The sequence below is a fragment of the Caldibacillus sp. 210928-DFI.2.18 genome, from assembly GCF_020554505.1.
GTDB classification, from domain to species: domain Bacteria; phylum Bacillota; class Bacilli; order Bacillales; family Caldibacillaceae; genus Caldifermentibacillus; species Caldifermentibacillus hisashii.
The window spans coordinates 1-24,098 of record NZ_JAJCHL010000002.1; the positions used below are offsets into that span (position 1 = coordinate 1).

Below are 24,098 nucleotides of genomic sequence, written 5' to 3' on the forward strand. Positions count from 1 at the left end.
TTCTCAGTCGCTGGCGCTCGGAGCTAGACAATAAAACTAATCCCAAGTTATTTACATGTATTTTTATACTTTCTTATACTAAAAAAAAGAAAGAGCAAGTTTACACTCACTCTTGTGGTTTTTCTTTATAATCGCAATTCGTACATTGGATTTGTACACCTTTTTTAATCTTTTTCTCGACCAGCATTCCGTTACATTTTGGACATGGCCTCGCGACCGGTTTATCCCAGGACAAGAAGTCACATTCAGGATAGCGGCTGCAACCATAAAAGATGCGGTTTTTTTTACTTTTTCTTTCAATAACTTGACCTTTGTTACATTTTGGACAAGGAACACCGATTTCTTTAATAATCGGTTTCGTATTTCGACAATCGGGAAAATTGCTACAAGCCATAAATTTCCCGAATCGTCCCATTTTAATTACCATCGGGTTCCCGCAAATTTCACAATCTTCCCCTGCGTATTCATCCTTGATTTCTATTTTTTCCATTTCCAATTCAGCTTTTTCTAAATACTTCCTGAAATCTTTATAGAACTCATCGATGACTTTAACCCATTGGACTTTTCCTTCTTCAATTTCATCCAGTTCCCGTTCCATTTTTGCGGTAAACTCCACATTAATAATTTCAGGGAAAAATTCAGACATAAGTTGAATGACAATTTCACCCAGTTCTGTCGGTACGAATCTTTTATTTTCAAGGGATACATAACCCCTTTTTTGGATGGTATCCAATGTCGGTGCATAAGTAGAAGGTCTACCAATCCCTAATTCTTCCAGTGTTTTCACTAATCGGGCTTCTGAATATCTTGGCGGTGGCTGGGTAAAGTGTTGTTTCGGTTCGATATCCTTATTTTTTATTACCTCGCCTTCCTTTAGATCCGGAAGAAGAATATCTTTTGTTTCTTGATTATCATCTGTCGCTTCGACATATACTTTCATGAAACCTTGAAACTTCACTTTAGAACCATTCGCACGAAAAACGACTTGCCCATTTACTAAATCCACCGTCATCGTATCCATGATTGCCGGGGACATTTGACTGGCCACAAAACGTTCCCAAATAAGTTTATACAGTTTCCATTGATCTCTGGACAAAAAGTCTTTTATGCTGTTCGGCGTCCTTATCACACTTGTCGGTCGGATCGCTTCGTGGGCATCTTGGACATTCCCTTGTTTTTTTCCTTTTACTTCAACTTGTTCCGCATACTCTTTGCCAAATTCAGCTGTAATAAACTCTTTTGCTTCTTTTTGAGCGGTTTCCGAAACACGAACTGAATCCGTTCTCATATAAGTTATTAATCCGACAGATCCTTCTTTCCCAAGATCAATTCCTTCATACAATTGTTGTGCAATCATCATCGTTTTTCGGGCCCGAAAATTTAACTTTCTTGCTGCCTCTTGTTGTAAAGATGAAGTGGTAAAAGGTGGTGCCGGATTTCGTTTTCTTTCTCTTTTTACAATTGAATTCACTTGAAATTCTTTTTTATCTAATTGTGATAGGATTTTGTTCACTTCTTGTTCGGACTTTAGTTCCAATTTTTCTTTTCCAATCCCGAAAAACTGTGCAGGAAAAGTTATATTTCCATACTCGAACTGTCCACTGATCGTCCAGTATTCTTCAGGAATAAAATTGTTTATCTCATTTTCTCGATCAATAATTAGTTTGACGGCAACCGATTGAACACGGCCCGCACTTAAACCTTTTTTAACCTTCTTCCATAACAACGGACTGATTTTATAACCGACAAGCCGGTCCAGTATTCTTCTTGCTTGCTGAGCATCAACCAAATCCATATTAATGGGTCTTGGATGCTTAAACGATTCTTTGATGGCATCTTTGGTAATTTCATTAAAAACAACCCGGCAATCGGATGTTGTATCGAGATCCAGTGTATGTGCCAAATGCCAGGCAATTGCCTCACCTTCACGATCAGGGTCAGCTGCCAAGTAAATTTTTTTTGCCTTTTTTGCCGCTGATTTTAATTCTTTTAAGACTGGTCCTTTTCCCCGAATCGTAATATATTTCGGTTCATAGTTATTATCGACATCAACCCCGGTTTGACTTTTTGGCAAATCCCGGACATGGCCCATGGATGCTTTCACTTTATATTTTTTTCCTAAATATTTTTCAATCGTTTTTGCTTTTGCTGGTGATTCTACAATCACTAAATAATCTGACATATAGATCCTCCTTAGAGGTTTCCGCTACTGCTTTTAATTTAGAAACTTCCAAATTAATTTGTTTCCCTCTTATTATATGTTTATACGTTTTGAAAAGCCTTCTCCTTATATTCCAAAAATAAGTTCATTTGAAAGGATTTTCTTCCCAGCAATAAACTATCACTTATTATTAAAGATAATTTAATGATTTGTCAATAAGAAAGTCATTAGACCCAGAAAAACCTTTCAATTTCATTTTTCATATTATATACCCGATTATATGTAAAATGTACTGGAAACGTACATTTAATCAGAGGAATATTCAAATTCAGTTAATATATCTTCAATTGACATGACCAGTTTTGCCCCTTCTTGAATCAGTAAGTTTGTCCCTTTTGATGTTGGCGAAAATATCGAACCCGGAACAGCAAAAACTTCTCTTCCTTCATTCAAAGCGAATTGTGCGGTAATTAACGATCCGCTTTTTTCCTTTGCCTCTATTACAAGGGTTCCAAGAGAAAGACCGCTAATGATTCGATTTCTTGCCGGAAAATAAGATTTATGGGGTTTTATATATGGCGGATACTCGGTTAATAATAAATGCTTATTTTTCATTTCTTCTGCCATAGTAATATGCTCCCTAGGATAAATATGCTCAAAACCACTTCCTAAAACTGCAATTGTCTTACCGTTTGCAGCGATAGCTTGTTTATGAGCTTCAAAGTCGACACCTTTAGCTAAACCGCTTACTATTATAAAGTCCTTTTCCACCAGCTCTTTCACGATTAGTCTCGTTGCGTTTAGTCCGTAAACAGTTGGGATTCGTGTACCGACCACCGCTATCATTTTTTTCTGCAATAGCCTGGTGTCTCCCTGGCAATAGAGAACATATGGAGGCATATAAATTTGTTTTAATAAAAATGGATATTCTTTATCAACGATTGTTATGATTGTAATATGTTTTTTATTATAATCGGATAATATTCCTGAAATATTTTTTGTATGAAGATCGTTAAAAAATAACGAAACATATTGTGAGGGTATTTGGAATTGTTCCCGTAAATCATGGGGACTCATGAAATAGATCGACTTTAACGTCGGATCATATGATAGCATTTTGTAAATCGTTTTAACTCCAATCCCGCGACATTCATGAAGATGAATTAACCGCTCTCTCGTACTTACTTCTTTCACTTGACCAACTCCTTTATAAAAAATAGGGGACACCACAAGAATGCGGTGTCCTTTTTGTTTTAATTAATGGGTTTTACATTTTTCGTACAAACCTTTTTCTTTTAACACGTTAATTAGTGTTTCTCCAATAACAGATGGAGTATCAGCCACTTGTATACCACATTCATTCATGACTCGAATTTTTTCATCAGCCGTACCTTTACCACCGGAAATAATCGCACCGGCATGCCCCATTCGCTTTCCAGGGGGTGCTGTCCGGCCACCGATAAAGCCGACTACCGGTTTTGTCATATTCGCCTTTATCCATTGTGCCGCCTCTTCTTCCGCTGTACCGCCAATTTCACCAATCATGATCACAGCATATGTTTCCGGATCTTCATTGAATGCTTTTAATACATCAATAAAATTCGTGCCGTTAACCGGGTCGCCACCAATTCCGACAGCGGTTGTTTGACCAATACCAGCCTGAGTCAACTGATGTACGGCTTCATATGTTAATGTTCCGGAGCGGGAAACAACGCCGACATGTCCTTTTTTGTGAATATATCCCGGCATAATACCAATTTTACATTCATCAGCGGTAATGACACCCGGACAGTTTGGACCGACGAGACGTGTCTTCTTCCCTTCCATATATCGTTTCACTTTAACCATATCCAAAACCGGTATATGTTCAGTGATACATATAACTAAATCCAATTCTGCATCGACTGCTTCGATAATCGCATCGGCGGCAAACGGAGCCGGAACGTAAATAACTGATGCATTTGCTCCCGTAGCTTTTACAGCTTCACTTACTGTATTAAAAACAGGTACTCCCTCAACTTCCGTTCCACCTTTACCGGGTGAAGTACCTCCGACAATTTTTGTCCCGTATTCCAGCATTTGTTTTGTATGAAAAAGTGCCGTTTTCCCTGTAATACCTTGCACAATCACCTTTGTGTCTTTATTAATAAAAACGCTCATACTTTTCCCCCACTTTTCGCAATTGTCCTGTTTGTTACACGTGCAATCCCCAAATGATCATTTACCGACTAATTCCACGATTTTTTGTGCACCATCTGCCATTGATTCGGCAGGAACAATATTCAAGCCGGATTCATGTAAAATATTTTTTCCTAAATCTACATTTGTTCCTTCCAACCGTACGACTAACGGTACAGATAAACCGATTTGTTTTGCTGCTTCTACGACACCGGTTGCAATAACATCGCATTTCATAATTCCGCCGAAAATATTGACAAAAATTCCTTTGACATTATTATCAGACAAAATGATTTTAAATGCTTCCGTTACTTTTTCAGCCGTTGCACCGCCACCGACATCAAGGAAGTTAGCCGGTTCCCCGCCGTAATATTTAATGATATCCATTGTTGCCATGGCGAGACCTGCTCCATTAACCATACATCCAATATTTCCGTTTAATTTTATATAGCTTAAGTCATATTTTGAAGCTTCAATCTCTTTTGGATCCTCTTCGTCAAGATCGCGGTATTCGAGGATATCCGGATGACGATATAATGCATTGCTGTCAAAATTCAATTTTGCATCTAATGCCATTACCTTCCCGTCACCTGTTATAACAAGCGGATTGATTTCAGCAATGGAACAATCTTTTTCTACAAATACCGTGTATAATCCGGTCATAAATTTGACAGCTTGATTGACAAGCTCTTTCGGAATGCCAATATTAAAGGCAATCCTTCTTGCTTGGAATGGTGCAAGACCAATAAGCGGGTCAATGGTTTCTTTAAATATTTTCTCTGGTGTTTTTTCAGCTACTTCTTCAATTTCCATACCGCCTTCACTGGATGCCATTAAAGTCACTCTTGAAGTGGCACGGTCTAAAACAATACCAATATAATATTCTTTTTTGATATCGCAACCCTTTTCAATGAGTAAGCGTTTAACTTCCTTCCCCTCAGGACCCGTTTGATGGGTAACAAGGGTTTTCCCCAGCAACTCACCCGCATATGTACGAACTTCATCTAAATTTTTCGCAATTTTCACACCGCCTGCTTTTCCCCTTCCACCGGCATGAATTTGCGCTTTTACAACAACGACATTACTGTTCAATTCTTTTGCAGCTTGAACTGCTTCATCAACTGTAAATGCAACTTTACCATCCGGAACAGAAACTCCATACTTTCTGAGAAGTTCTTTTCCTTGGTATTCATGAATATTCATTCTCCATCCTCCTGTCAAACAAAAAAATAAGGTTGCATACCAATTGTAATATAATGCAGAAAATAATGTCTAGTTTTATGCAAAAATATCTTTCTTTAAGTTTCTTTTTTCATGGCTAAAACTTTTGATCATGACTACTTTCTACGTTCTCGAACACTATCAATTTGATAAATAAAGGCGAGTACTTCTGCAACAGCTTTATATAATTCTTCGGGAATTGTTTCATTTATATTGATTTTCCCTAATAATTCTACAAGTGCTGCATCTTCGTGAATGGGAATGTTATGTTTTGCGGCTTCACGGATAATATTTTCGGCAATTTTACCCCTCCCTTTTGCTTTCACAACAGGAGCAATATTTGCTGCTTCATCATATTTTAAAACCACTGCTTCTTTTCGTTCATCTTCTTTTTTCATATTCTCACATCCAAGCTTCCCGATTGCACAGGTGGAATAAGATTTTGTTCCCCCAAATTTGTTTGCCGGTTGGCATCGATTTTTTCAAATTTAATTGCAGCGAGCTGATAGTTTAGTTTTTTCAAGTTTTCCTTTAATAAATCAACAAATGGTTGACTAAGATGTTCAATCTTGTCATCTTCGCAAAAAATATAAAGGCTGATTGTTCTATTTTGGACTTGCATGCGAGACACAATTTTTCCCAGACTGGGCATTTGAAGATCAAAAATAATCAGGCAAAAATTCGGATCTAATTTACCATCTTCTGTTTTTTTTCCACGCCAATGGATATTCGCATCGATCACTTTTTCAGCCAGTGGAAGCGGAAGAGATAGAGTCATTTGTAGTAATCCGTTGCTTTCGATATTGACTAATTGTGTACCTATAATTTTGTGAAATAATTGTTCCGCTTCTTTTTTTACCGGTAAAGGCAGCCCGTCCATCGTCAATAGTTGGATTAATTGACCTTTTAATGGCAAATTTTTCATTTCTGCCCCATTTATTAATGCTTCATAGTTCATGCCGAGCAAAGTGTTTAATTGGCGGAAAAGTTGATGGATTTTATTCCCGTCTGACCCATTTAAAGAGAAAGCAATATTCGGATCATCTTTACCCAATAAATGCTGTAAGGTTTGGAAAATGGGCAGGTTCTTTGCCTGGCTATCTTGATTCAGTTGTTGATACAAATTTTCAATAAGAACCGATAAAGGGGAACTGCTTTTCATGGATAATAAGCTTTGAAATACAACATCCGTCATCGGTAAATTATGTTTATCCATCTGTTGGACGATCTCAAGAACTTTTTGAATATCATTGACTTGATTTATCCAATCGGCAACTTTTGTTAGAACATTTCTCTCAAACGAAAAATTCATTTGTTTCCATTGTTGTAAAAATTCATTCATCAATTTTGTTTTCGGTAAATGTAAAAATGATAAAAACGCATCATTATTTGAGATATTATCCAAAACTTTTAATTGAATGGTTCCGTCTGTTTTAACCACTTCAAACCAATAATCTTTTCGGACGTCGAGGGGAGCCTCGATATTGGCGATTATTTTTTCCCCGCCGATTTGAATAATGGCATGATTAGAAGGATCGATATACCGGACTTTGCCATAAAAAATTTGCCCCGGTTTAAAAACTGGAGTTCGGTCAAGTTGCGATCTTTTGTTTGATTGTATAATTGATTGCATCGAATCGATGTTCATTTGCATCATCCCGATCAATTTCTTTATTTTTCATTTTCGTTATGTATATATTCTTTTATCGGAGCGAATGTCTTTCGATGAATGGGGGTCGGACCAAATTTACGGATTGCTTGAATATGTTCACGGGTTCCGTAACCGGCATTTTTTTCAAACTGATACTCGGGATACTTTTTACTGTATTCCATCATTAGCCGATCACGATAAACTTTTGCAATAATTGATGCACTGGCGATGGACACCGATAATGAATCACCTTTTATTAATGATCGCTGGGTAATAGGCGTATCAATCTTCATTGCATCAATTAAAAGAAAGTCAGGAAAAATTGATAATTGGTTAATTGCTATATTCATTGCTTTTTTTGTCGCTTGATAAATATTGATTTCGTCAATTACATCGGCTCCAACCACACCGATACCGATAGCTAACGCCTCGTTTTTAATCTCTTGATATAGCTGTTCACGTTTTTTGCTTGATAGTTTTTTTGAATCATTAATTCCGGAAATAAATATATTTTCCGGTAAAATAACAGCCGCAGCAACAACCGGACCTGCCAACGGACCTCGACCTACTTCATCAATTCCGGCAACATATTGGAAACCTTGCTTTTGTGCTTCTTTTTCATATACCATCATTTTTTCAAAACGCCGCTTCTCTGCCATTAACTCTTCTTGTTTTTTCTTCCAACGTTGGAGAAGTGCTTGGACACCTTTCCGTTCATCTTGCTGACATTTTTTAACAAAAGGGTCATCTGGTTCTGTTACAGATTGCAAAATCATTTCGATTTCTTTAATTGTTTGTTTCATTTGACAGGCCCTCTTTTTTTATTTGTTCAGGTGGCATTTCGAAAGTGAGGCGGCCAAGTTTCAGTGAACGGATATCACGGATAATCACCTCTGCGGTTTTATCATAATCAACCATGCCTCCACCTGCCAAGCATCCCCTTCTTGTCCCGATGGCATCAAATATCTCAACAATTTCTTCGGGAATATGATGAAACCCATATCGTTCCATTAAACGATCCGGATACTCTTTTTCCAGAAAGCGAAGAGCAAAAACGGCAACATCTTGTAAGTTTAAAATCGTATCTTTAATGGCCCCGGTCAAAGCAAGGTTAAAGCCCACTTGTTGATCTTCAAATTTTGGCCAGAGGATTCCGGGCGTATCCAATAGTTCGATTTCCTTTCCAACTTTAATCCATTGCTGCGCTTTCGTTACACCGGGCGTATTTCCGGTTTTGGCGATGTTTTTTTTGGCCAGACGATTGATTAACGTTGATTTACCGGAATTTGGTATTCCCACGACCATCGCTCTAATAGCACGCGGTTTTATTCCTTTTGCCCGCATTTTATCAAACTTTTCACTAACGATTTGTTTTGTCGTTGTTACGATTGCTGCCATTCCTGCTCCCGATTGAGAATTAATTGGAATGGCGACAACGCCTTGTTTTTGAAAATAGGAAACCCATTCTTTCGTTTTTTTTGCATCAGCCATATCTGCTTTATTTAATAAGACAAGTCTAGGTTTCTGTTTAATAATTTCATCAATCATTGGATTGCGTGAAGACAAAGGTATGCGTGCATCTATCAATTCATATACAATATCGATTAATTTCAATTTTTCGGTTACTTCTCTTCTTGCTTTTGCCATATGGCCTGGAAACCATTGGATCGACATAATCTCACCCTCCAGTCTAAACAAAGTCTCTGGTGTTGTTCACTTCTTTAATGAATCCAACGAAATTCTTCCAAAGGCCAGTAAATAATACTTGCTTTCCCAAGGATTTCATTAATTGGTACGGGACCGATATGTCTGCTGTCTTTACTGTATCTGCGATTATCTCCCATAACAAACACATAGCCTTCCGGAACTTTTACAGTAAAAGGTTCTGTTAGCGTTCCACCTATCAAGTCTTTTTTATAATCATCCAAATAAGGCTCGTCCATCGCTTTACCATTAACATATAAAGTATCATTATTGTATTCAATGGTTTCGCCGGGAAGACCGATGACCCGTTTTATATAATCCTTTTCTTCTGATGCGTGGAAAACAACGATATCAAAACGTTTTGGCTCACCTATTTTGTATGATAGTTTATTAACGATCATCCGGTCACGATCCTCCAATGTCGGCATCATGGATTCACCGTCAACGATAATTGGAGTAAAAAGAAATAAACGAATGACTGCTGTTAATGCAGCCGCAAAGACGAGAATTTTTATCCACTCCCATAATTCACTATTTTTTGCCATATGAACGCCCTCTCTTTTCTCAAAAAAATTTTCAGCTTCTATAATTGTATGTATGCTTAATTATAACTATTTTATAGAATAAATATAATGGTTAGACTTAAAAAGCCCATTTTCTAAAAACTTACGGTCAAAGGAAAATTGTTATTGTTGCTAAACAATCGGAAATTTTCAATAAACATCTTCTAAATATTTTAAAAAAGTATTTTAAAATAAGCAAATTTGTGGATAGGATGAAAAAAAAGAGCTTGTAGGCAAGCTCTTTTTTTCATGCATCAGCAGCAATGTTTTATTAAAGAATTTCTTTAATTCTTGCTGCTTTCCCACGCAGATTACGTAGGTAATATAGTTTCGCGCGTCTAACTTTACCACGGCGTACCACTTCAAGTTTTACGATTTTTGGTGAGTGAAGAGGGAATGTCCGTTCTACACCAACCCCGTAGGAAACTTTACGCACAGTGAAAGTTTCACTGATTCCGCCGCCACGACGTTTGATTACAACACCTTCAAACAATTGCACACGTTCCCGGTTTCCTTCCACTACCTTAACATGAACACGAACAGTGTCACCAGGACGGAATGCAGGCAGGTCTGTGCGAAGTTGCTCTTTTGTAATTTCATCGATAATACCTTGCATTCGAATCAACTCCTTCCAACAGATGCTCATACAGAACAATTCACTGCAGCGGAACATCGTTATAACAGGCATGGATCAATATCCAAAACCACAAATTATATATTACCACACAGAATAGTAGTAAATCAATAAAGTTTTTATTTTTTTGTTGTATTCTTCTTGCAACTAACCGTTTCGTTTCAATTCGTTTAACCATTCAATTTCCTGTTCCGTTAACGGATAGGATTCCAACAGATCCGGCCTGCGTTCAAGCGTCCGTTTCAGCGATTGTTTTCTTCTCCACTCATCAATAAGCTTATGATTTCCGGATAAAAGTACATCAGGTACTCGCATCCCGCGAAATTCGGCAGGTCTTGTGTAATGGGGATGCTCTAAAAGCCCGGTTGAAAACGAATCAAGAACAGGTGAGTCCTCATTACCTAAAACACCCGGTAACAATCGGACGATACTATCAACGACCACCATTGCAGCTAATTCACCGCCTGTTAAAACAAAATCGCCGATGGAAATTTCATCGGTTACAAGATTTTCCCGGATTCTTTCATCATATCCCTCATAATGTCCGCAAATAAATAAAAGATGTTCCTCTTTTGCCAATTGTTCCGCTTTCTTTTGTGTATAACGCTCTCCTTGGGGACAAAGAAGAATTACTCTCGGTGATGAATTCGTTACGCTCTCAATATGTTCAACCGCATGGAAAATCGGTTCCGGTTTTAAAACCATCCCTGCCCCGCCGCCATATGGATAATCATCTACCGCTTGATGTTTATCCGTGGAAAAATCGCGGAAATTTGTTATATGGTACTGAACTTTTCCTAATTCCATTGCTTTTTTTAAAATAGACTCGTTGATAACTCCTGTAAACATGTTGGGAAAAAGCGTTAAAATATCAATTCGCATCAATCAAACAATCCTTCCATTGGTTCAATCCAAACTACTTTTTCATTCACATCCACTTTTTTTACAATTTCCTCAATATAGGGAAGGTAGTATTCTTTATGATCTTTACCTTTAATCACCCAAACATCATTGGCACCGGGTGTTAAGATTTCTGTAATGATCCCGTATTCCTTTTCGTCCGGTCCTTTCACCGTGCAACCGATGATTTCATGAAAATAATATTCATTTTCTTCCAGTCGGTCCAATTGATCAGCCGCTATTTTTAATAATCCGCCTTTAAATTTTTCAACTTCATTAATGTTTGTATACCCTTCAAATTGTAATAAATCAAAGTTTTTATGACGTCGCCAATTTTTAATTGTCAAAGAGATCGGTTCCTTCGCATTTTGTAAAAATAAATATAAGGTTGCCCCCTTTTGATAGCGTTGTTCGGGAAAATCTGTAACGGAAATCACTCGTACTTCTCCGTTAATCCCGTGGGTATTAACAATCTTGCCGACATTGAAATACGTTTGCAAACATATCACCTCTATTTTATATCTACGACAATTCCATCTTTAACAGTAATTTTTCTGTTAAGGAGTGATTCATTCCAATTATCACCAATATTAACGTCAATAAGTCCTTGTATCTCTCGCTCTTTTAATTCGGAGCCTAAAGGAAGAAGGTCAAGTTGTTCTATTTGAAATTCTAGCAATTTTACCTTCTCTTTTCTTTTCTCTATTTCTTTTTCAAAATATGTATTTATGCTGGAAACAGGGTATTTTTTCATTTTTTCCATACGCTTCATTTCAAATTTCAGTTGGTCGATTTCCTTTAATAATTGTTGTCTTCTTTCTTGAAAGGATATAAACAACTGTTTTTTACTTGATTCGGTTAATATTTGATTAACCGTTATGGTGGTTATTATTTGCATGTTAAAAATTCCCCTCCTCCCTGATCTTAATCTATATACGAAAAAAGGAGGGAATTCCCTGATGGGCCCCCTCCTTATTCACTGATCTCCAGAAAAACCTTCTTCTTCATTGTTGCATGTGCATGAGCATAAACAACAGTCCGAATCGCCTTTGCCACTCTACCTTGTTTCCCGATAACTTTCCCGATGTCTTTACTGTTAACTTTCAATTTGTAAATAATGCGGTTTTCATTTTCTTCCACATCAATTTTTACGTCCTCAGGAAAATCGACAAGGGGTTTGACGATAGTTTCGATCAAGTTTTCCATGATATCACTTATTTACCGTATTTTTCATTATGGAATTTTTCTAAAACACCTTTTTTAGAAAGAAGATTCCGAACTGTGTCAGAAGGTTTTGCACCATTTCTTAACCATTTCAAGGCTAACTCTTCATTGATTTCGAGTGTTGCCGGATCTGTTAACGGATTATAAGTTCCGATTGTTTCGATTTGACGTCCGTCACGAGGGGAACGTGAATCTGCTACAACGATACGATAAAAAGGAGATTTTTTTGCTCCCATACGTTTTAAACGAATTTTTACTGCCATAATATATTGCACCTCCAAATAGTTTCACACAAGTAGATATAATAGCAAGAAATAAATTGTTTGTAAAGTATTTTTTCTTAACAGCTATTCTTTTTATAGATTAGCAAATTTTTTTCCAAAAGGCAAGATGATAACAAATTATATATTACATGAATGGTAATTTAAATCCGCCTTTTTTCTTGCCTTTTTTCGTCATATTGTTCATTTGTTTCATCATTTTCTTCATTTCTTCAAATTGTTTAAGCAAACGATTTACTTCCGGGACTGTTCTTCCGCTCCCTTTGGCAATTCGTTTTCTTCTAGAGGCATTAATAATTTCCGGATGTTCTTTTTCTTCCTTTGTCATGGAACGAATGATAGCTTCAACGTGAGCTATTTGCTTTTCGTCGATCTTTAAATTGTTAAGCCCTTTTATTTTATTAGCCCCAGGCAACATTTTAATCAAGTCATCCAACGGTCCCATGTTGCGCACTTGTGATAATTGATCAAGAAAATCGTCCAATGTTAATGAGGCGGATCGCATTTTCTTTTCTAATTCTCTTGCTTTTTCTTCATCGACATTGGCTTGTGCTTTTTCAATTAATGATAGAACATCACCCATGCCAAGAATTCGGGATGCCATTCGTTCCGGATGAAACGGTTCAAGCGCGTCCATTTTTTCACCCATCCCGACAAATTTAATCGGTTTTCCCGTAACGGCCCGGATTGAAAGGGCTGCCCCGCCTCTTGTATCCCCGTCCAGTTTCGTTAAAATTACACCGGTAATACCGAGTTGATCGTTAAAACTCGTTGCAACATTCACCGCATCTTGACCGGTCATTGCATCGACAACAAGAAAAATTTCATCCGGTTTAACCGCTTCTTTTATATTTTTTAATTCATCCATTAAGTTTTCATCTATATGAAGTCGACCGGCTGTGTCAATTAAAACATAATCATGATGTTCTGCTTTTGCATGTTCAATCGCTTTCGCAGCAATTTCGACCGGACTCACCTGATCACCTAGAGAAAAAACCGGCATAGTAAGCTGTTTTCCCAATGTTTGCAACTGATTAATGGCGGCCGGACGATAAATATCCGCGGCAACCAAGAGCGGCTTTCGATTATAATTTTTCCTGAGTAAATTAGCCAGTTTCCCTGTCGTTGTTGTTTTCCCTGCCCCTTGCAATCCGACCATCATAATTACGGTTGGAGGCTTGGGACTGACAGCAATTTTACTTTGTTCGCCACCCATCAATTCAGTTAATTCTTCTTTAACAACTTTAATCACTTGTTGACCGGGGGTAAGACTTTTCATTACCTCTTGCCCAATTGCCCGTTCACTTACTTTTTTGATAAAATCTTTAACGACTTTTAGGTTGACGTCGGCATAGAGTAAAGCAAGACGGACTTCTCTCATCATTTCTTTCACATCCGCCTCGGTAACTTTTCCTTTACCGCGGATTTTTTGCATGGTTTTCTGCAACCTGTCAGCTAGTCCTTCAAACGCCATAGGTCGACCTCCTAATCTAATTCTTGTATTTCCTTTAGAACATCAAAAATTTCCTTGCTTTCCTCTTTTTTTATATGTTTTTCCAATAAGGAGGAGAGTTTTTTAAACATTTTCTGCCGCATAAGGAATTTTTCATAAAGATGTAGTTTATCCTCGTATTCTTCCAGCATTGCTTCAGTACGTTTGATGTTATCATAAACCGCTTGTCTTGAGACTTCAAATTGTTCTGCAATTTCTCCGAGGGAAAAATCGTCTAAATAATAAAGAGACATGTAATTTTGTTGTTTTGGAGTGAGCAAATCTTGATAAAAATCAAACAAATAATTCATTCTTGTTGTTTTTTCTAACATTGTTTCACCCTCCACTGTTAAGCAAAACACCTTTACACCGCTAATCTTACATAGTTTAAAAGAAAATGTCAATCCGGAATAGGTGAAACTTCCAGGGGCTATCCTAATAGTACAACTTCTAAAATTTTATTGCTAAAAGAATAGGTTCGGTTGATTTTTGGCTTTCTGGACAGCTCCTGGTTAGTTGAACCAAATCGGGCATGTTACGGGCACTTACCTTCTCCCTTTTGCTTTCTTGGTTGACTTAATCCTTAAGGAAGGAGATTAGTGCCCGTTCATGCGGGGCAAGGTGAAACATCAATCTTCTTTGTTTTCATCTGCCAAACCTGCAAATAGACCGTATACATATTGTTCCAAATCAAAGGGTTGCAGATCATCCATTTTTTCTCCAAGACCAACAAACTTTACAGGGATGTTTAATTCTTTTCTAATCGCGATCACAATTCCGCCTTTTGCTGTGCCGTCCAGTTTGGTAAGAACGATACCGGTGACATCAGTTGCCTCCTTGAATTGTTTCGCTTGGATCATTGCGTTTTGTCCGGTTGTCGCATCAAGAACAAGCAGTACTTCATGCGGGGCACCGGGGATTTCACGTTCAATAACTCGTTTAACTTTCTCTAATTCTTTCATTAAATTTACTTTGTTTTGCAATCGTCCGGCTGTATCACATAATAAAATATCGGCCTTACGCGACCGGGCAGCCTGAACAGCATCATACATTACCGCAGCAGGGTCTGACCCTTCATTTTGCTTAATGACGTCTACACCGACCCGCTTGCCCCACACTTCCAACTGTTCAATTGCACCGGCTCGGAATGTATCACCGGCTGCCAACAACACCTTCTTCCCCTCTTGTTTGAATTTATAAGCAAGTTTACCGATGGTCGTCGTTTTTCCCACACCGTTAACGCCAACAAATAAAATGACAGTTAAACCATTATCTTGAATATTTAAGGAAGTAATTTGTTCATCATCGGACTCATAGATGTCAACTAATTTTTCCACGATAATTTCTTTTACTTGTGAACTTTCCTGGATATTGCGTCTTTTCACTTCCATTTTTAATTCATCGACTAATTCCAAAACTGTATCAAAACCAACATCGGCCTGAATCAACACTTCTTCAAGTTCTTCAAAAAAATCTTCATCTACTTTTCGATAGCGGGCAACAAGATCATTCATTTTGTCTGAAAAGCTTTGTCGTGTCTTTGTTAATCCATCTTTAAACTTCTCGGTAACCGTTTCTGTTTGTTTCGTCAATTTTTCTTTCAACTTATCAAAAAAACCCATAGCCACACATCCCTTAGCACTGTAATTTACCTTTCCCGTTTTTTAGCCCACATTTGCGGTATCTTCCAAACGAACGGAAACAAGTTTGGATACACCTGATTCCTGCATGGTTACACCATATAATACATCCGCTTCTTCCATCGTTCCTTTCCGATGAGTGATGACGATGAATTGGGTTTCACTGCTGAAATGTTTTAAATATTGGGCGAACCGGTATACGTTTGCTTCATCCAAGGCCGCTTCTACTTCATCTAAAATACAGAACGGGACCGGTCTAACTTTTAAAATTGAAAATAAAAGAGCGATTGCTGTCAATGCCCGTTCGCCGCCGGATAACAAACCTAAGTTTTGTAATTTTTTCCCCGGTGGCTGAGCGATAATGTCAACGCCTGTATTCAATAAATCATCCGGCATTGTCAATTTCAATTCAGCTCGTCCACCACCGAACAGCGACTTAAACACGGAATCAAACTGTGACTTGATAGCAGTAAATGTTTCACTGAACCGTTTTATCATCTCGTCATCCATTTCCTCGATGACTTGAAACAATGTATTTTTTGCCGATAGCAAATCATCTCTTTGCTCTGTCAAAAACTTTAATCGCTCTGATATTCTTTCATATTCATCAATGGCACCCAAATTGACAGTTCCTAATTCATCGATCGCCAACTTGATTAATTTTACTTTTTTCTTCGCTTCCTCATAAGCAACCGTCATTGGATATTGCTCTTTTGCTCTTTCAAACGTTAACATATATTCTTCACTTAATGTCGTTAATCGATTTTCAAGATCAACATCCATCCGGTTCAACTTCACTTCTTCATCCGTTAAACTTTGCGTCAATCCTTTATGCTGCCGTTTTAACTCCTTTACTTCCTGCTCTAAGTCTTCCAATGCTTGTTGAAATTCCAGCCGCTGTTTTCGCCGCTCCGCAATTAGTTCAATTGTTTTATTTTTTTCCATGGCTTTTCGTTTCGCTTCTTCGGCAATTTTGTTTTCTCCGGAATGATCGGTTTCCATTTCTTTAATTAACAGTGACAAATCTTCTTTGTTATTTTTTAGTTGGTTGTGAATTTCTTCATGTCTTTCTTTATTTGTCCGGAGTTGATTTAGCACATGGTGAAGTTGTTCTTCCATCTTGGCAATATTTACTTTTAAATTATTTATTTCTTCGGTAATATCCGTTTTTTTCGATTGATCAAGGTTTCGCTTTTCAGATAGTTCGTTAATTAATTGATCGGTTTCGGCAATTTTCGCATTGATTTCCTCGAGTACTTTTTCATTCGCTGCCTTTTTGTCCAGCAAGCCGGATATTTCTTCATCGTATGCAGCATCTTCCGTATCAAATAAAGTAAGCCGCTCCTGGATGTTTTTTTCGTTCCACTGGATTTCTTTCAGTTGATCCTTTAGTTGCAATTCTTGTTGACGGAGTGTTTCACCTGTTTTTTGAATGGTTTGCAGTTTTTCTTCTTTCTCCTTCATCAGGTGTTTTTTTACTTTTACATCCTTTTCAAGTTTCGTACACTGGTTTTCCATCTCGACAAGTTTTTGTTTTAAGGTATCAAGTTCCAGTTTTCGGCTTAATAATGAACCGGTATTTTTCTTTAAGGATCCCCCGGTCATGGAACCACCCGGGTTCACTACATCTCCTTCTAAGGTAACGATTCGGTAGCGACGTCCGGAAAGTGCCGCAAGATCATTTGCACCGCGAAGATCTTTACTGATAATCACATTTCCGAGTAGATTGTGAATGATGTTTTGATATTTTTGATCATAGTCCAATAATTCAGCTGCGATGCCAATATAACTTGGGTGAGTTTCCAGACGTTCTCGCATGTTTTTTGGTAATTCTTTCGGTTGAATGACAGATAACGGAAGAAATGTCGCCCGTCCATACCCATGAGCTTTTAAAAACTTGATCGCCTGTCTTGCATGTTCTTCTGTTTGAACGACAATATACTGTTGACTGCTCGACAAGGCAACATCCAATGCCACTTGAAAGGATTTTTTAACTTTAATCAGTTCGGCGACAGCACCTTCAATGCCTTGAAGCTGGTCTTTTGCTTTCAAAATTTCCTTAACGCCTTGGTAAAATCCGGAATAGTCTTCTTCCATTTCTTCCAGCAATTCTTTCCGTGACTTTGCCTGTTGGACATATTGAAGAGCTTGATAATATGTTTTTTCAACTTTTTCATATTGTCTTGTCAATTGCTCTAATTGATTTCGCTCATCCCGAAATTGTCCGGCAGTCAGGTCAATTTGTTTTTCCAAGTTAGCAAGTTGTTTTTCCAACTCACCCTTTTTAAAAAGGATTTCATTTCTTTCGGCAATATACTTATGGTTATCATTTCGGAGTCGTTCTTGCTTCAATTTAAGTTGCTCTAATTGCTGGGTAATATGACGATGGTCATTTTTTATAGCAGCTTGTTTGTTCAGCAGTTCAATATAGTCACTCTTTAAAGATTCGATTTTTTCTTCTACATCAACGGAATACGCTGCCAATAATTTTTGTAAATCCTTCAATTTCTCCTTTTCTTCATTTAATCTTGTGCTGGTTTCATTTTTTTGCTGCTCCAAAATGGCAATTTCCTGATCAAGTGCAATTAATTTTTGTTCTCCTTCATCAATTGCCTGCTTGAGCTGGGTTCGAATTTGACCGGCATTTTTTTTCCGCTCTTTTAAAACTTCCCGTTTCCCTTCCAATTTTTCCAATTCTTCACTCGTAATCAGCAACAAATGTTGTAGTTGATCAATTGATTCATCCAAAGCTGTCATTTGATCACGCAACCGGGTCACATTCGCTTCTTTTGATTGTAATTGCGTAGATAATTCCAGCTCTTTATTTTTATTTTCTTCTAATTGCTTTTTCTGTTTTTCCCATTTTTCATGAAGCTGTTCAATTTCATACACTAACAAACTGATTTCATATTGTTGCAATTCATCTTTTTTTTGCAAGTAATCTTTTGCCATGGAGGCTTGAATTTTTAAAGGTTCCTCTTGAGCTTCCAATTCATGAATGATATCCCGAACTCTGTTCAAATTTTCTTCAGCTTCTTTTAATTTCACTTCAGCCTTCTTTTTCCGTGTTTTATATTTTAAAACACCGGCTGCCTCCTCAAAGATCGTTCTTCTTTCTTCGGATTTACTGTTTAAAATTTCTTCCACTTTTCCTTGGCTAATAATTGAAAAAGAATCCCTTCCAAATCCGGTATCCATTAATAAATCGACGATATCTTTCAGGCGACATGGCTGTTTATTAATAAAGTACTCACTTTCACCTGAACGGTACATTCTTCTTATAATACACACTTCATTGTAATCGATCGGCAAAAAATGGTCCTCATTTTCCAATGTTAACGAAACTTCGGCAAAATTGAGCGGCTTTCTCGTATCGCTTCCGGCAAAGATGATATCCTCCATTTTGCCGCCACGCAATGATTTCGCAGACTGTTCTCCTAATACCCAGCGAATCGCATCGGTGATATTACTTTTCCCACTGCCATTTGGCCCTACTACGGCTGTAACACCCGGAACAAAATCGACCGAAATTCTCTCCGCAAAAGATTTAAAACCAACTAATTCCAAACGTTTGAGAAACATCTAGCCCCTCCTAACTACTATTGTCATGATTCCGGCGTTTTGGACAGTTTCGTTAACGCCATATGGGCTGCTTTTTGCTCAGCCTCTTTTTTTGATTTTCCAACACCCGTACCTAAGCTTTGATTATTTAATTTTACTTGTGTAACGAATTCTCGATTGTGTGCAGGGCCTTTTTCAGCGAGAATTTCATATTCAAGTGTACCTAAACCATCTCGTTGAACAAGTTCTTGCAATTGGCTTTTATAATCCATCACATGAGAAAAAGCACCTTGTAGTATTTTAGGAAAAACGACCTTCTCTAAAAACTTGACAACTGTTTCCAACCCTTGATCCAAATAGGTGGCTCCAATAAAAGCTTCAAAAGCATCAGCAAGTAATGCGGGACGTTTTCTTCCGCCGGTTAATTCTTCGCCTTTACCAAGGCGCATCAAATCACCAAAGTCTAACTCCTGAGCAAAAGATAAAAGAGAAGGTTCACAAACAATTGCCGCCCGTAACTTGGTCATATCGCCTTCTTCCATCATCGGGTACGTTTTATAGAGAAAATCGGAAACCGTTAATTCTAAAACAGCATCCCCTAAAAATTCCAAGCGCTCATTATCTTCTCTTCTTTTTCTGCGATGCTCATTCACATATGATGAATGGGTAAAAGCCTGTACGAGTAAAGCTTCATTTTGGAAATGGATACCGACCCTATCTTGAAACTCTTTAAATTTATTTTCCAATTGGTTTTTATTCATGTCTTTCGTCCGTTTTATTTTTGTCATTGATTTACACCTCTTGTTTTATACAATCAAGTTTAGACTACCAAAGTCATACTCGTAAAGATATTTTTTCACCTTTTATTTTTGCCAAAGATTTTTTCCTTTAGACGGCGCAAAAGACGCATCGTTACTATTAAAATCATAACCGAAAAATGACGTTTCTGTGAAGAGGCACCACGCTTTACTTTTCAGAATCTGCAATTCCGAGTTTTTTAAAATAAATCCCTAAATCAATAGAAAACACCTCACTTTTACAAGTGAAGTGTATTCGTCAATACTATTTAATTATAAATCACTTGGATTGATTTACAACAAGTATTCCAAATTAAAGTTTACTTTCTATGTAAGATACAGCATCTCCTACAGTAACAATCTTTTCTGAATCTTCATCAGAAAATTGCAGACCAAATTCATCCTCTAGTTCCATGACTAATTCGACTACATCAAGGGAGTCTGCACCAAGATCTTCCTTAAAAGTGGCTTCAGGTGTAACTTTTGATTCATCAACCCCAAGGCGGTCAACAATTATTTTCGTTACACGTTCCAGTACGTTCGACATTACTTCACCTCCCCTCAAGTATTATATATAAATAGACAAATAATATAAAGGGTAAGTTAAAAAAATTTTACCCTAGTATCCAAATTTTTCAAGCTCTGAAAATTCCAACTTCTTATCTTTAAAATTACATGTACATTCCGCCGTTTACATGAATCGTTTGACCGGTAATATAACTGCTTTTCTCTGATGCCAAGAAAGCAACAACATAGGCAATATCTTTCGGTTCACCAAGTCTTGCCAAGGGAATCTGCTTATATAACTCCTGTTTTACGTCCTCCGGTAATTTGTCAGTCATATCCGTTGTGATAAAACCGGGTGCAACGGCGTTTACAGTAATATTACGCGGTGCTAATTCTTTTGCCGCCGTTTTTGTTAAGCCGATGATTCCTGCTTTAGCAGCTACATAGTTTGCTTGACCGGCATTTCCGCTTACGCCAACAATCGAAGAAATATTGATGATTCTTCCTTTCCGTTGTTTCATCATTTGACGTGAAACAGCTTTTGTCGTTAAAAAGACGCTTTTAAGATTTGTATTTAAGACATCGTCCCAATCACTTTCTTTCATACGCATCAGCAGTTGGTCTCTGGTAATTCCCGCATTATTTACTAAAATATCAAGTGAGCCAAACATGTTCACCGTTTCTTTTACCATTTGTTCAACTGCTTCACTGTTAGCCACGTCTGCTTGAATTGCTATACTTTCTCTTCCAATTGAACGAATTTCATCAGCCACTTGTTCAGCCAGTTGTGTATTACCGGCATAATTCACGACAATATTTGCTCCATTTCTTGCAAGTTCCAAAGCAATTTCCTTCCCGATTCCCCGAGAAGCACCTGTAACGAGTGCGGTTTTACCAGCTAAAGTCATGACTTCCCTCCTTCAAGTTCTCGAACCGTATGATTGATACTCTCTTCATCAAATATTGCAAAGGTATGAACGGTACGATCGATTTTCTTCACCAACCCGGTTAAAACTTTCCCCGGACCAATTTCAATAAATGTATCTACACCATTTTCAAGTAAATATCGAATGGAATCTTCCCAAAGTACCGGTGAAAACAACTGTTGAACTAATAATTGTTTTATTTCCTCTGCATCTTGGACCGGTTTTGCCGTTACATTTGATATGACCGGAATCTCGGCATTTCGGATGTTGACAGTCGTCAGCAATTTATGTAATCGGTTTGAAGCCGGCTCCATTAACCGGGAATGAAAAGGTCCGCTGACTTCTAACGGAATGGCCCGTCTCGCACCGTTCACTTTAGCCAGCTCACAAGCCTTATCGACCCCATCTTTTGTCCCTGAAATGACAATCTGTCCGGGACAATTTAGATTAGCCAGTTGAACAGACCCAACCGTTTCTGTTACTTTTTCCGTTATTTCAGTCAGTTTTTCGCGGTCCATCCCTAATATTGCCGCCATTGTTCCTTGCCCGTGCGGTACCGCCTCTTCCATAAATTCTCCACGTTTATGAACGATTTGGACACCATCTGTAAAGGACAAAGCATTTGCTGCTACAAGTGCAGTATATTCCCCTAAACTATGGCCGGCAACAAAATCAGGTTTAATGTTAAACTCGGTAAACTTTTGCAAAATGGCAATACTTGTTGTTAATAACGCAGGTTGGGCATTTGTTGTCAATGTTAATTTTTCTTTTGGTCCTTCAAAAATGACCGAAGAAAGCGGAAACTGCAGTGCTTTATCAGCCTCCGAAAAGATGTCCGCCACTTTCTGGTCACTCACAGCAAGTTCTTTCCCCATTCCGACCGTCTGGGAACCTTGTCCTGGAAACAGCAATGCAATTTTCCCCATGAAACGGCTCCTTTCTCTATTTCCATTTTGAATAGATAAATATTTATTTACTTATGTCTTTAACAGCTTCAGCAATTTTAAGAGGAACTTCACCCATTACCATATCTCTTGTTTGACGTATGGCATGGAAAAAAGCTAATTCATCCGAAGAACCATGTGCTTTTACGACAGGTGCTTTTAAACCGAAAAGTGAAGCACCTCCATATTCCGAGTAGTCCATTTTGCTTTTTAATTTTCCTAAATCAGACTTAATGACAGCTGCCGCCATTTTTGTTTTGAAATTGCTCATCAATACTTCTTTGACCATTTTGAATACAGATGATGCAGTCCCTTCAATCGTTTTTAACACCATATTGCCGGTAAAACCGTCAGTAACGGCAACGTCACAAACACCATTCATCAATTCTCTCGCTTCAATATTACCGATAAAATTTAATTTTGCATCGCTTAATAATTCATATGCTTGTCTAGTTAATTCATTGCCCTTTTTTGACTCTGTCCCGATATTCAACAAACCGACCCGCGGATTTTTTATCCCCCGCACTTTTTCACTATAAATTGCACCCATATAGGCATATTGTAAAAGATGAGACGGTTTTGCATCAGCATTGGCACCAACATCTAACAGTAAAAAACCCTTTCCGTCAATCGTCGGTAATGTTGGTGCCAGGGCAGGACGTTCAATTCCGTCAATTCTCCCGACGATAAACAAACCGCTTGCCATCAACGCTCCCGTATTTCCGGCAGAAATACAAGCGTTACACCGTCCTTCTGCAACCTCTTTTGCCATTAGAACCATGGATGCATCTTTTTTCCTGCGAACGGCACGGACCGGTTCGTCTTCACCTGAAATCACTTCTTCTGTATGAATCATGTGAATCCTGTCGCTTGATGAAAGATATGGTTTTATCTTTTTTTCATTGCCAATTAATGTAATATGTAAATCAGGGAAATTTTCGATTGCTTTGAGCGTCCCTTTTATTACTGCTTCAGGAGCATGATCGCCACCCATTGCATCTATCGCTATATTCATTTTTGCACACCTTCTTTATGTTTTGGACGGTACATGTGAAATTCACCTTTAAATACGAGTTCGTGATTCACAAAACTTTCCACATGAACAACGGTTCTTCCTTTTTCCATCTCTTTCTCTACTACTTTCGCTTTTGCAATAACTCGTTCCCCTAATTTCACTTGGCGGATAAATTGAATATTACTTTTTATCGTCAAGGCCAATTCATCATTTATGACGGCAACGGCAAGGGAATTTGCTTGAGCAAACAAATGATGTCCACGAGCAATGTTATTTCGCTTAAAAACATGTTCTTCTTTAATATCCAATAGAGAAATAGCGTGCTCATCCAGCTCGATGTCAATAATTTCTCCAATGACTTCTTCAATTGGTAAAGATCGTACTTCTTCTGAAAAATTCTTTTGTGCAACATTTTTTATACGTTCTCGAAGTTCAGGTATATTTAACTCTAACCGGTCCAGCCTGATGGTTTGAATGCTGACTGAAAATTTTTCAGCCAATTCTTCATCGGTAACAAATGGATTTTCCAAAATGGTTTCTTTTAAGAGCCTTTGTCGTTCTTTTTTATTTAGTCTCATACTTACTCCACTCTAATTTTATGACTAGGTACTAATAGTAGTATATATAAGCAAAAAATAGAATGCAAGGGAAAAATTTAATAAGTCTTCAGAATCATAACTTTCATTTCGAAAATACCTG

The 24,098-nt window shown here is 37.8% G+C and carries 25 protein-coding genes; all 25 read right to left on the reverse strand.

Translation table 11 applies throughout. The annotated features are described in order from the left end of the window. Positions 1–106: 106 nt before the first annotated feature. Positions 107–2,182, reverse strand: a complete 2,076-nt coding sequence (gene topA, locus LIZ98_RS00790) for a type I DNA topoisomerase (protein WP_034769755.1) — start codon at positions 2,180–2,182, stop codon at positions 107–109. A gap of 285 nt (positions 2,183–2,467) precedes the next feature. Then, the gene (gene dprA / locus LIZ98_RS00795) at positions 2,468–3,355 is read right to left on the reverse strand and encodes a DNA-processing protein DprA (RefSeq protein WP_227138733.1); all 888 of its coding nucleotides are present in this window, start codon (positions 3,353–3,355) and stop codon (positions 2,468–2,470) included. A gap of 63 nt (positions 3,356–3,418) precedes the next feature. After that, on the reverse strand, positions 3,419–4,321 hold the full coding sequence (sucD, locus tag LIZ98_RS00800) for a succinate--CoA ligase subunit alpha (RefSeq protein ID WP_034769752.1): 903 nt from the start codon (positions 4,319–4,321) through the stop codon (positions 3,419–3,421). A 57-nt stretch (positions 4,322–4,378) separates the two neighbouring features. Next, a complete protein-coding gene (sucC, locus tag LIZ98_RS00805) occupies positions 4,379–5,542 on the reverse strand; it encodes an ADP-forming succinate--CoA ligase subunit beta (RefSeq protein ID WP_227138732.1) in 1,164 nt (387 codons plus the stop codon). A gap of 134 nt (positions 5,543–5,676) precedes the next feature. Then, positions 5,677–5,958: an EscU/YscU/HrcU family type III secretion system export apparatus switch protein gene (locus tag LIZ98_RS00810; protein WP_227091184.1), complete on the reverse strand. Its 282-nt coding sequence runs from the start codon at positions 5,956–5,958 to the stop codon at positions 5,677–5,679. Further along, positions 5,955–7,208 (reverse strand): hypothetical protein, encoded by a 1,254-nt coding sequence (locus tag LIZ98_RS00815; RefSeq protein WP_227138731.1) that lies wholly within the window; start codon positions 7,206–7,208, stop codon positions 5,955–5,957. Before LIZ98_RS00815 ends, LIZ98_RS00810 begins: the two co-directional genes overlap by 4 nt. A 23-nt stretch (positions 7,209–7,231) precedes the next feature. Then, on the reverse strand, positions 7,232–8,014 hold the full coding sequence (locus LIZ98_RS00820; RefSeq protein ID WP_034769741.1) for a ribonuclease HII: 783 nt from the start codon (positions 8,012–8,014) through the stop codon (positions 7,232–7,234). Beyond that, on the reverse strand, positions 7,998–8,885 hold the full coding sequence (gene ylqF, locus LIZ98_RS00825) for a ribosome biogenesis GTPase YlqF (RefSeq protein WP_227138730.1): 888 nt from the start codon (positions 8,883–8,885) through the stop codon (positions 7,998–8,000). The genes LIZ98_RS00820 and ylqF overlap by 17 nt, the downstream gene beginning before the upstream one ends. Before the next feature lie 47 nt (positions 8,886–8,932). Beyond that, entirely contained in the window at positions 8,933–9,460 is a 528-nt protein-coding gene (gene lepB / locus LIZ98_RS00830) for a signal peptidase I (protein WP_034769736.1), read from the reverse strand. A 289-nt stretch (positions 9,461–9,749) separates the two neighbouring features. Further along, positions 9,750–10,094: a 50S ribosomal protein L19 gene (gene rplS / locus LIZ98_RS00835; RefSeq protein ID WP_034769733.1), complete on the reverse strand. Its 345-nt coding sequence runs from the start codon at positions 10,092–10,094 to the stop codon at positions 9,750–9,752. 165 nt (positions 10,095–10,259) lie between these two features. Further along, the gene (gene trmD / locus LIZ98_RS00840; RefSeq protein ID WP_041846617.1) at positions 10,260–10,994 is read right to left on the reverse strand and encodes a tRNA (guanosine(37)-N1)-methyltransferase TrmD; all 735 of its coding nucleotides are present in this window, start codon (positions 10,992–10,994) and stop codon (positions 10,260–10,262) included. Then, the gene (gene rimM, locus LIZ98_RS00845; protein ID WP_034769729.1) at positions 10,994–11,512 is read right to left on the reverse strand and encodes a ribosome maturation factor RimM; all 519 of its coding nucleotides are present in this window, start codon (positions 11,510–11,512) and stop codon (positions 10,994–10,996) included. Before rimM ends, trmD begins: the two co-directional genes overlap by 1 nt. Positions 11,513–11,523: 11 nt before the next feature. Beyond that, positions 11,524–11,910, reverse strand: a complete 387-nt coding sequence (locus LIZ98_RS00850; RefSeq protein WP_034769726.1) for a YlqD family protein — start codon at positions 11,908–11,910, stop codon at positions 11,524–11,526. Positions 11,911–11,984: 74 nt separating this feature from the next. Beyond that, entirely contained in the window at positions 11,985–12,218 is a 234-nt protein-coding gene (locus LIZ98_RS00855) for a KH domain-containing protein (protein ID WP_041846618.1), read from the reverse strand. An 8-nt stretch (positions 12,219–12,226) separates the two neighbouring features. Then, positions 12,227–12,499, reverse strand: a complete 273-nt coding sequence (gene rpsP, locus LIZ98_RS00860; protein WP_034769719.1) for a 30S ribosomal protein S16 — start codon at positions 12,497–12,499, stop codon at positions 12,227–12,229. A 145-nt stretch (positions 12,500–12,644) separates the two neighbouring features. Then, positions 12,645–13,991 carry a signal recognition particle protein gene (ffh, locus tag LIZ98_RS00865; RefSeq protein WP_041848593.1) on the reverse strand — a complete coding sequence of 449 codons (1,347 nt, stop codon included), beginning with the start codon at positions 13,989–13,991 and terminating at the stop codon, positions 12,645–12,647. 11 nt (positions 13,992–14,002) lie between these two features. Further along, the gene (locus tag LIZ98_RS00870) at positions 14,003–14,341 is read right to left on the reverse strand and encodes a putative DNA-binding protein (protein WP_034769715.1); all 339 of its coding nucleotides are present in this window, start codon (positions 14,339–14,341) and stop codon (positions 14,003–14,005) included. A gap of 297 nt (positions 14,342–14,638) precedes the next feature. Then, complete coding sequence (gene ftsY / locus LIZ98_RS00875; RefSeq protein WP_227091177.1) at positions 14,639–15,631, reverse strand: signal recognition particle-docking protein FtsY; 993 nt, start codon at positions 15,629–15,631, stop codon at positions 14,639–14,641. 42 nt (positions 15,632–15,673) lie between these two features. Further along, positions 15,674–19,231: a chromosome segregation protein SMC gene (gene smc / locus LIZ98_RS00880; RefSeq protein ID WP_227138729.1), complete on the reverse strand. Its 3,558-nt coding sequence runs from the start codon at positions 19,229–19,231 to the stop codon at positions 15,674–15,676. Positions 19,232–19,254: 23 nt separating this feature from the next. Further along, on the reverse strand, positions 19,255–19,998 hold the full coding sequence (rnc, locus tag LIZ98_RS00885; protein WP_043988601.1) for a ribonuclease III: 744 nt from the start codon (positions 19,996–19,998) through the stop codon (positions 19,255–19,257). Positions 19,999–20,320: 322 nt separating this feature from the next. Then, on the reverse strand, positions 20,321–20,554 hold the full coding sequence (locus LIZ98_RS00890; protein ID WP_034769711.1) for an acyl carrier protein: 234 nt from the start codon (positions 20,552–20,554) through the stop codon (positions 20,321–20,323). A gap of 124 nt (positions 20,555–20,678) precedes the next feature. Then, entirely contained in the window at positions 20,679–21,422 is a 744-nt protein-coding gene (gene fabG, locus LIZ98_RS00895) for a 3-oxoacyl-[acyl-carrier-protein] reductase (protein ID WP_227091174.1), read from the reverse strand. Next, a complete protein-coding gene (fabD, locus tag LIZ98_RS00900) occupies positions 21,419–22,366 on the reverse strand; it encodes an ACP S-malonyltransferase (RefSeq protein ID WP_108897921.1) in 948 nt (315 codons plus the stop codon). Before fabD ends, fabG begins: the two co-directional genes overlap by 4 nt. A gap of 43 nt (positions 22,367–22,409) precedes the next feature. Then, positions 22,410–23,399 (reverse strand): phosphate acyltransferase PlsX, encoded by a 990-nt coding sequence (plsX, locus tag LIZ98_RS00905; protein ID WP_108897920.1) that lies wholly within the window; start codon positions 23,397–23,399, stop codon positions 22,410–22,412. After that, entirely contained in the window at positions 23,396–23,977 is a 582-nt protein-coding gene (fapR, locus tag LIZ98_RS00910) for a transcription factor FapR (RefSeq protein ID WP_034769707.1), read from the reverse strand. The genes plsX and fapR overlap by 4 nt, the downstream gene beginning before the upstream one ends. Positions 23,978–24,098: the final 121 nt, after the last annotated feature.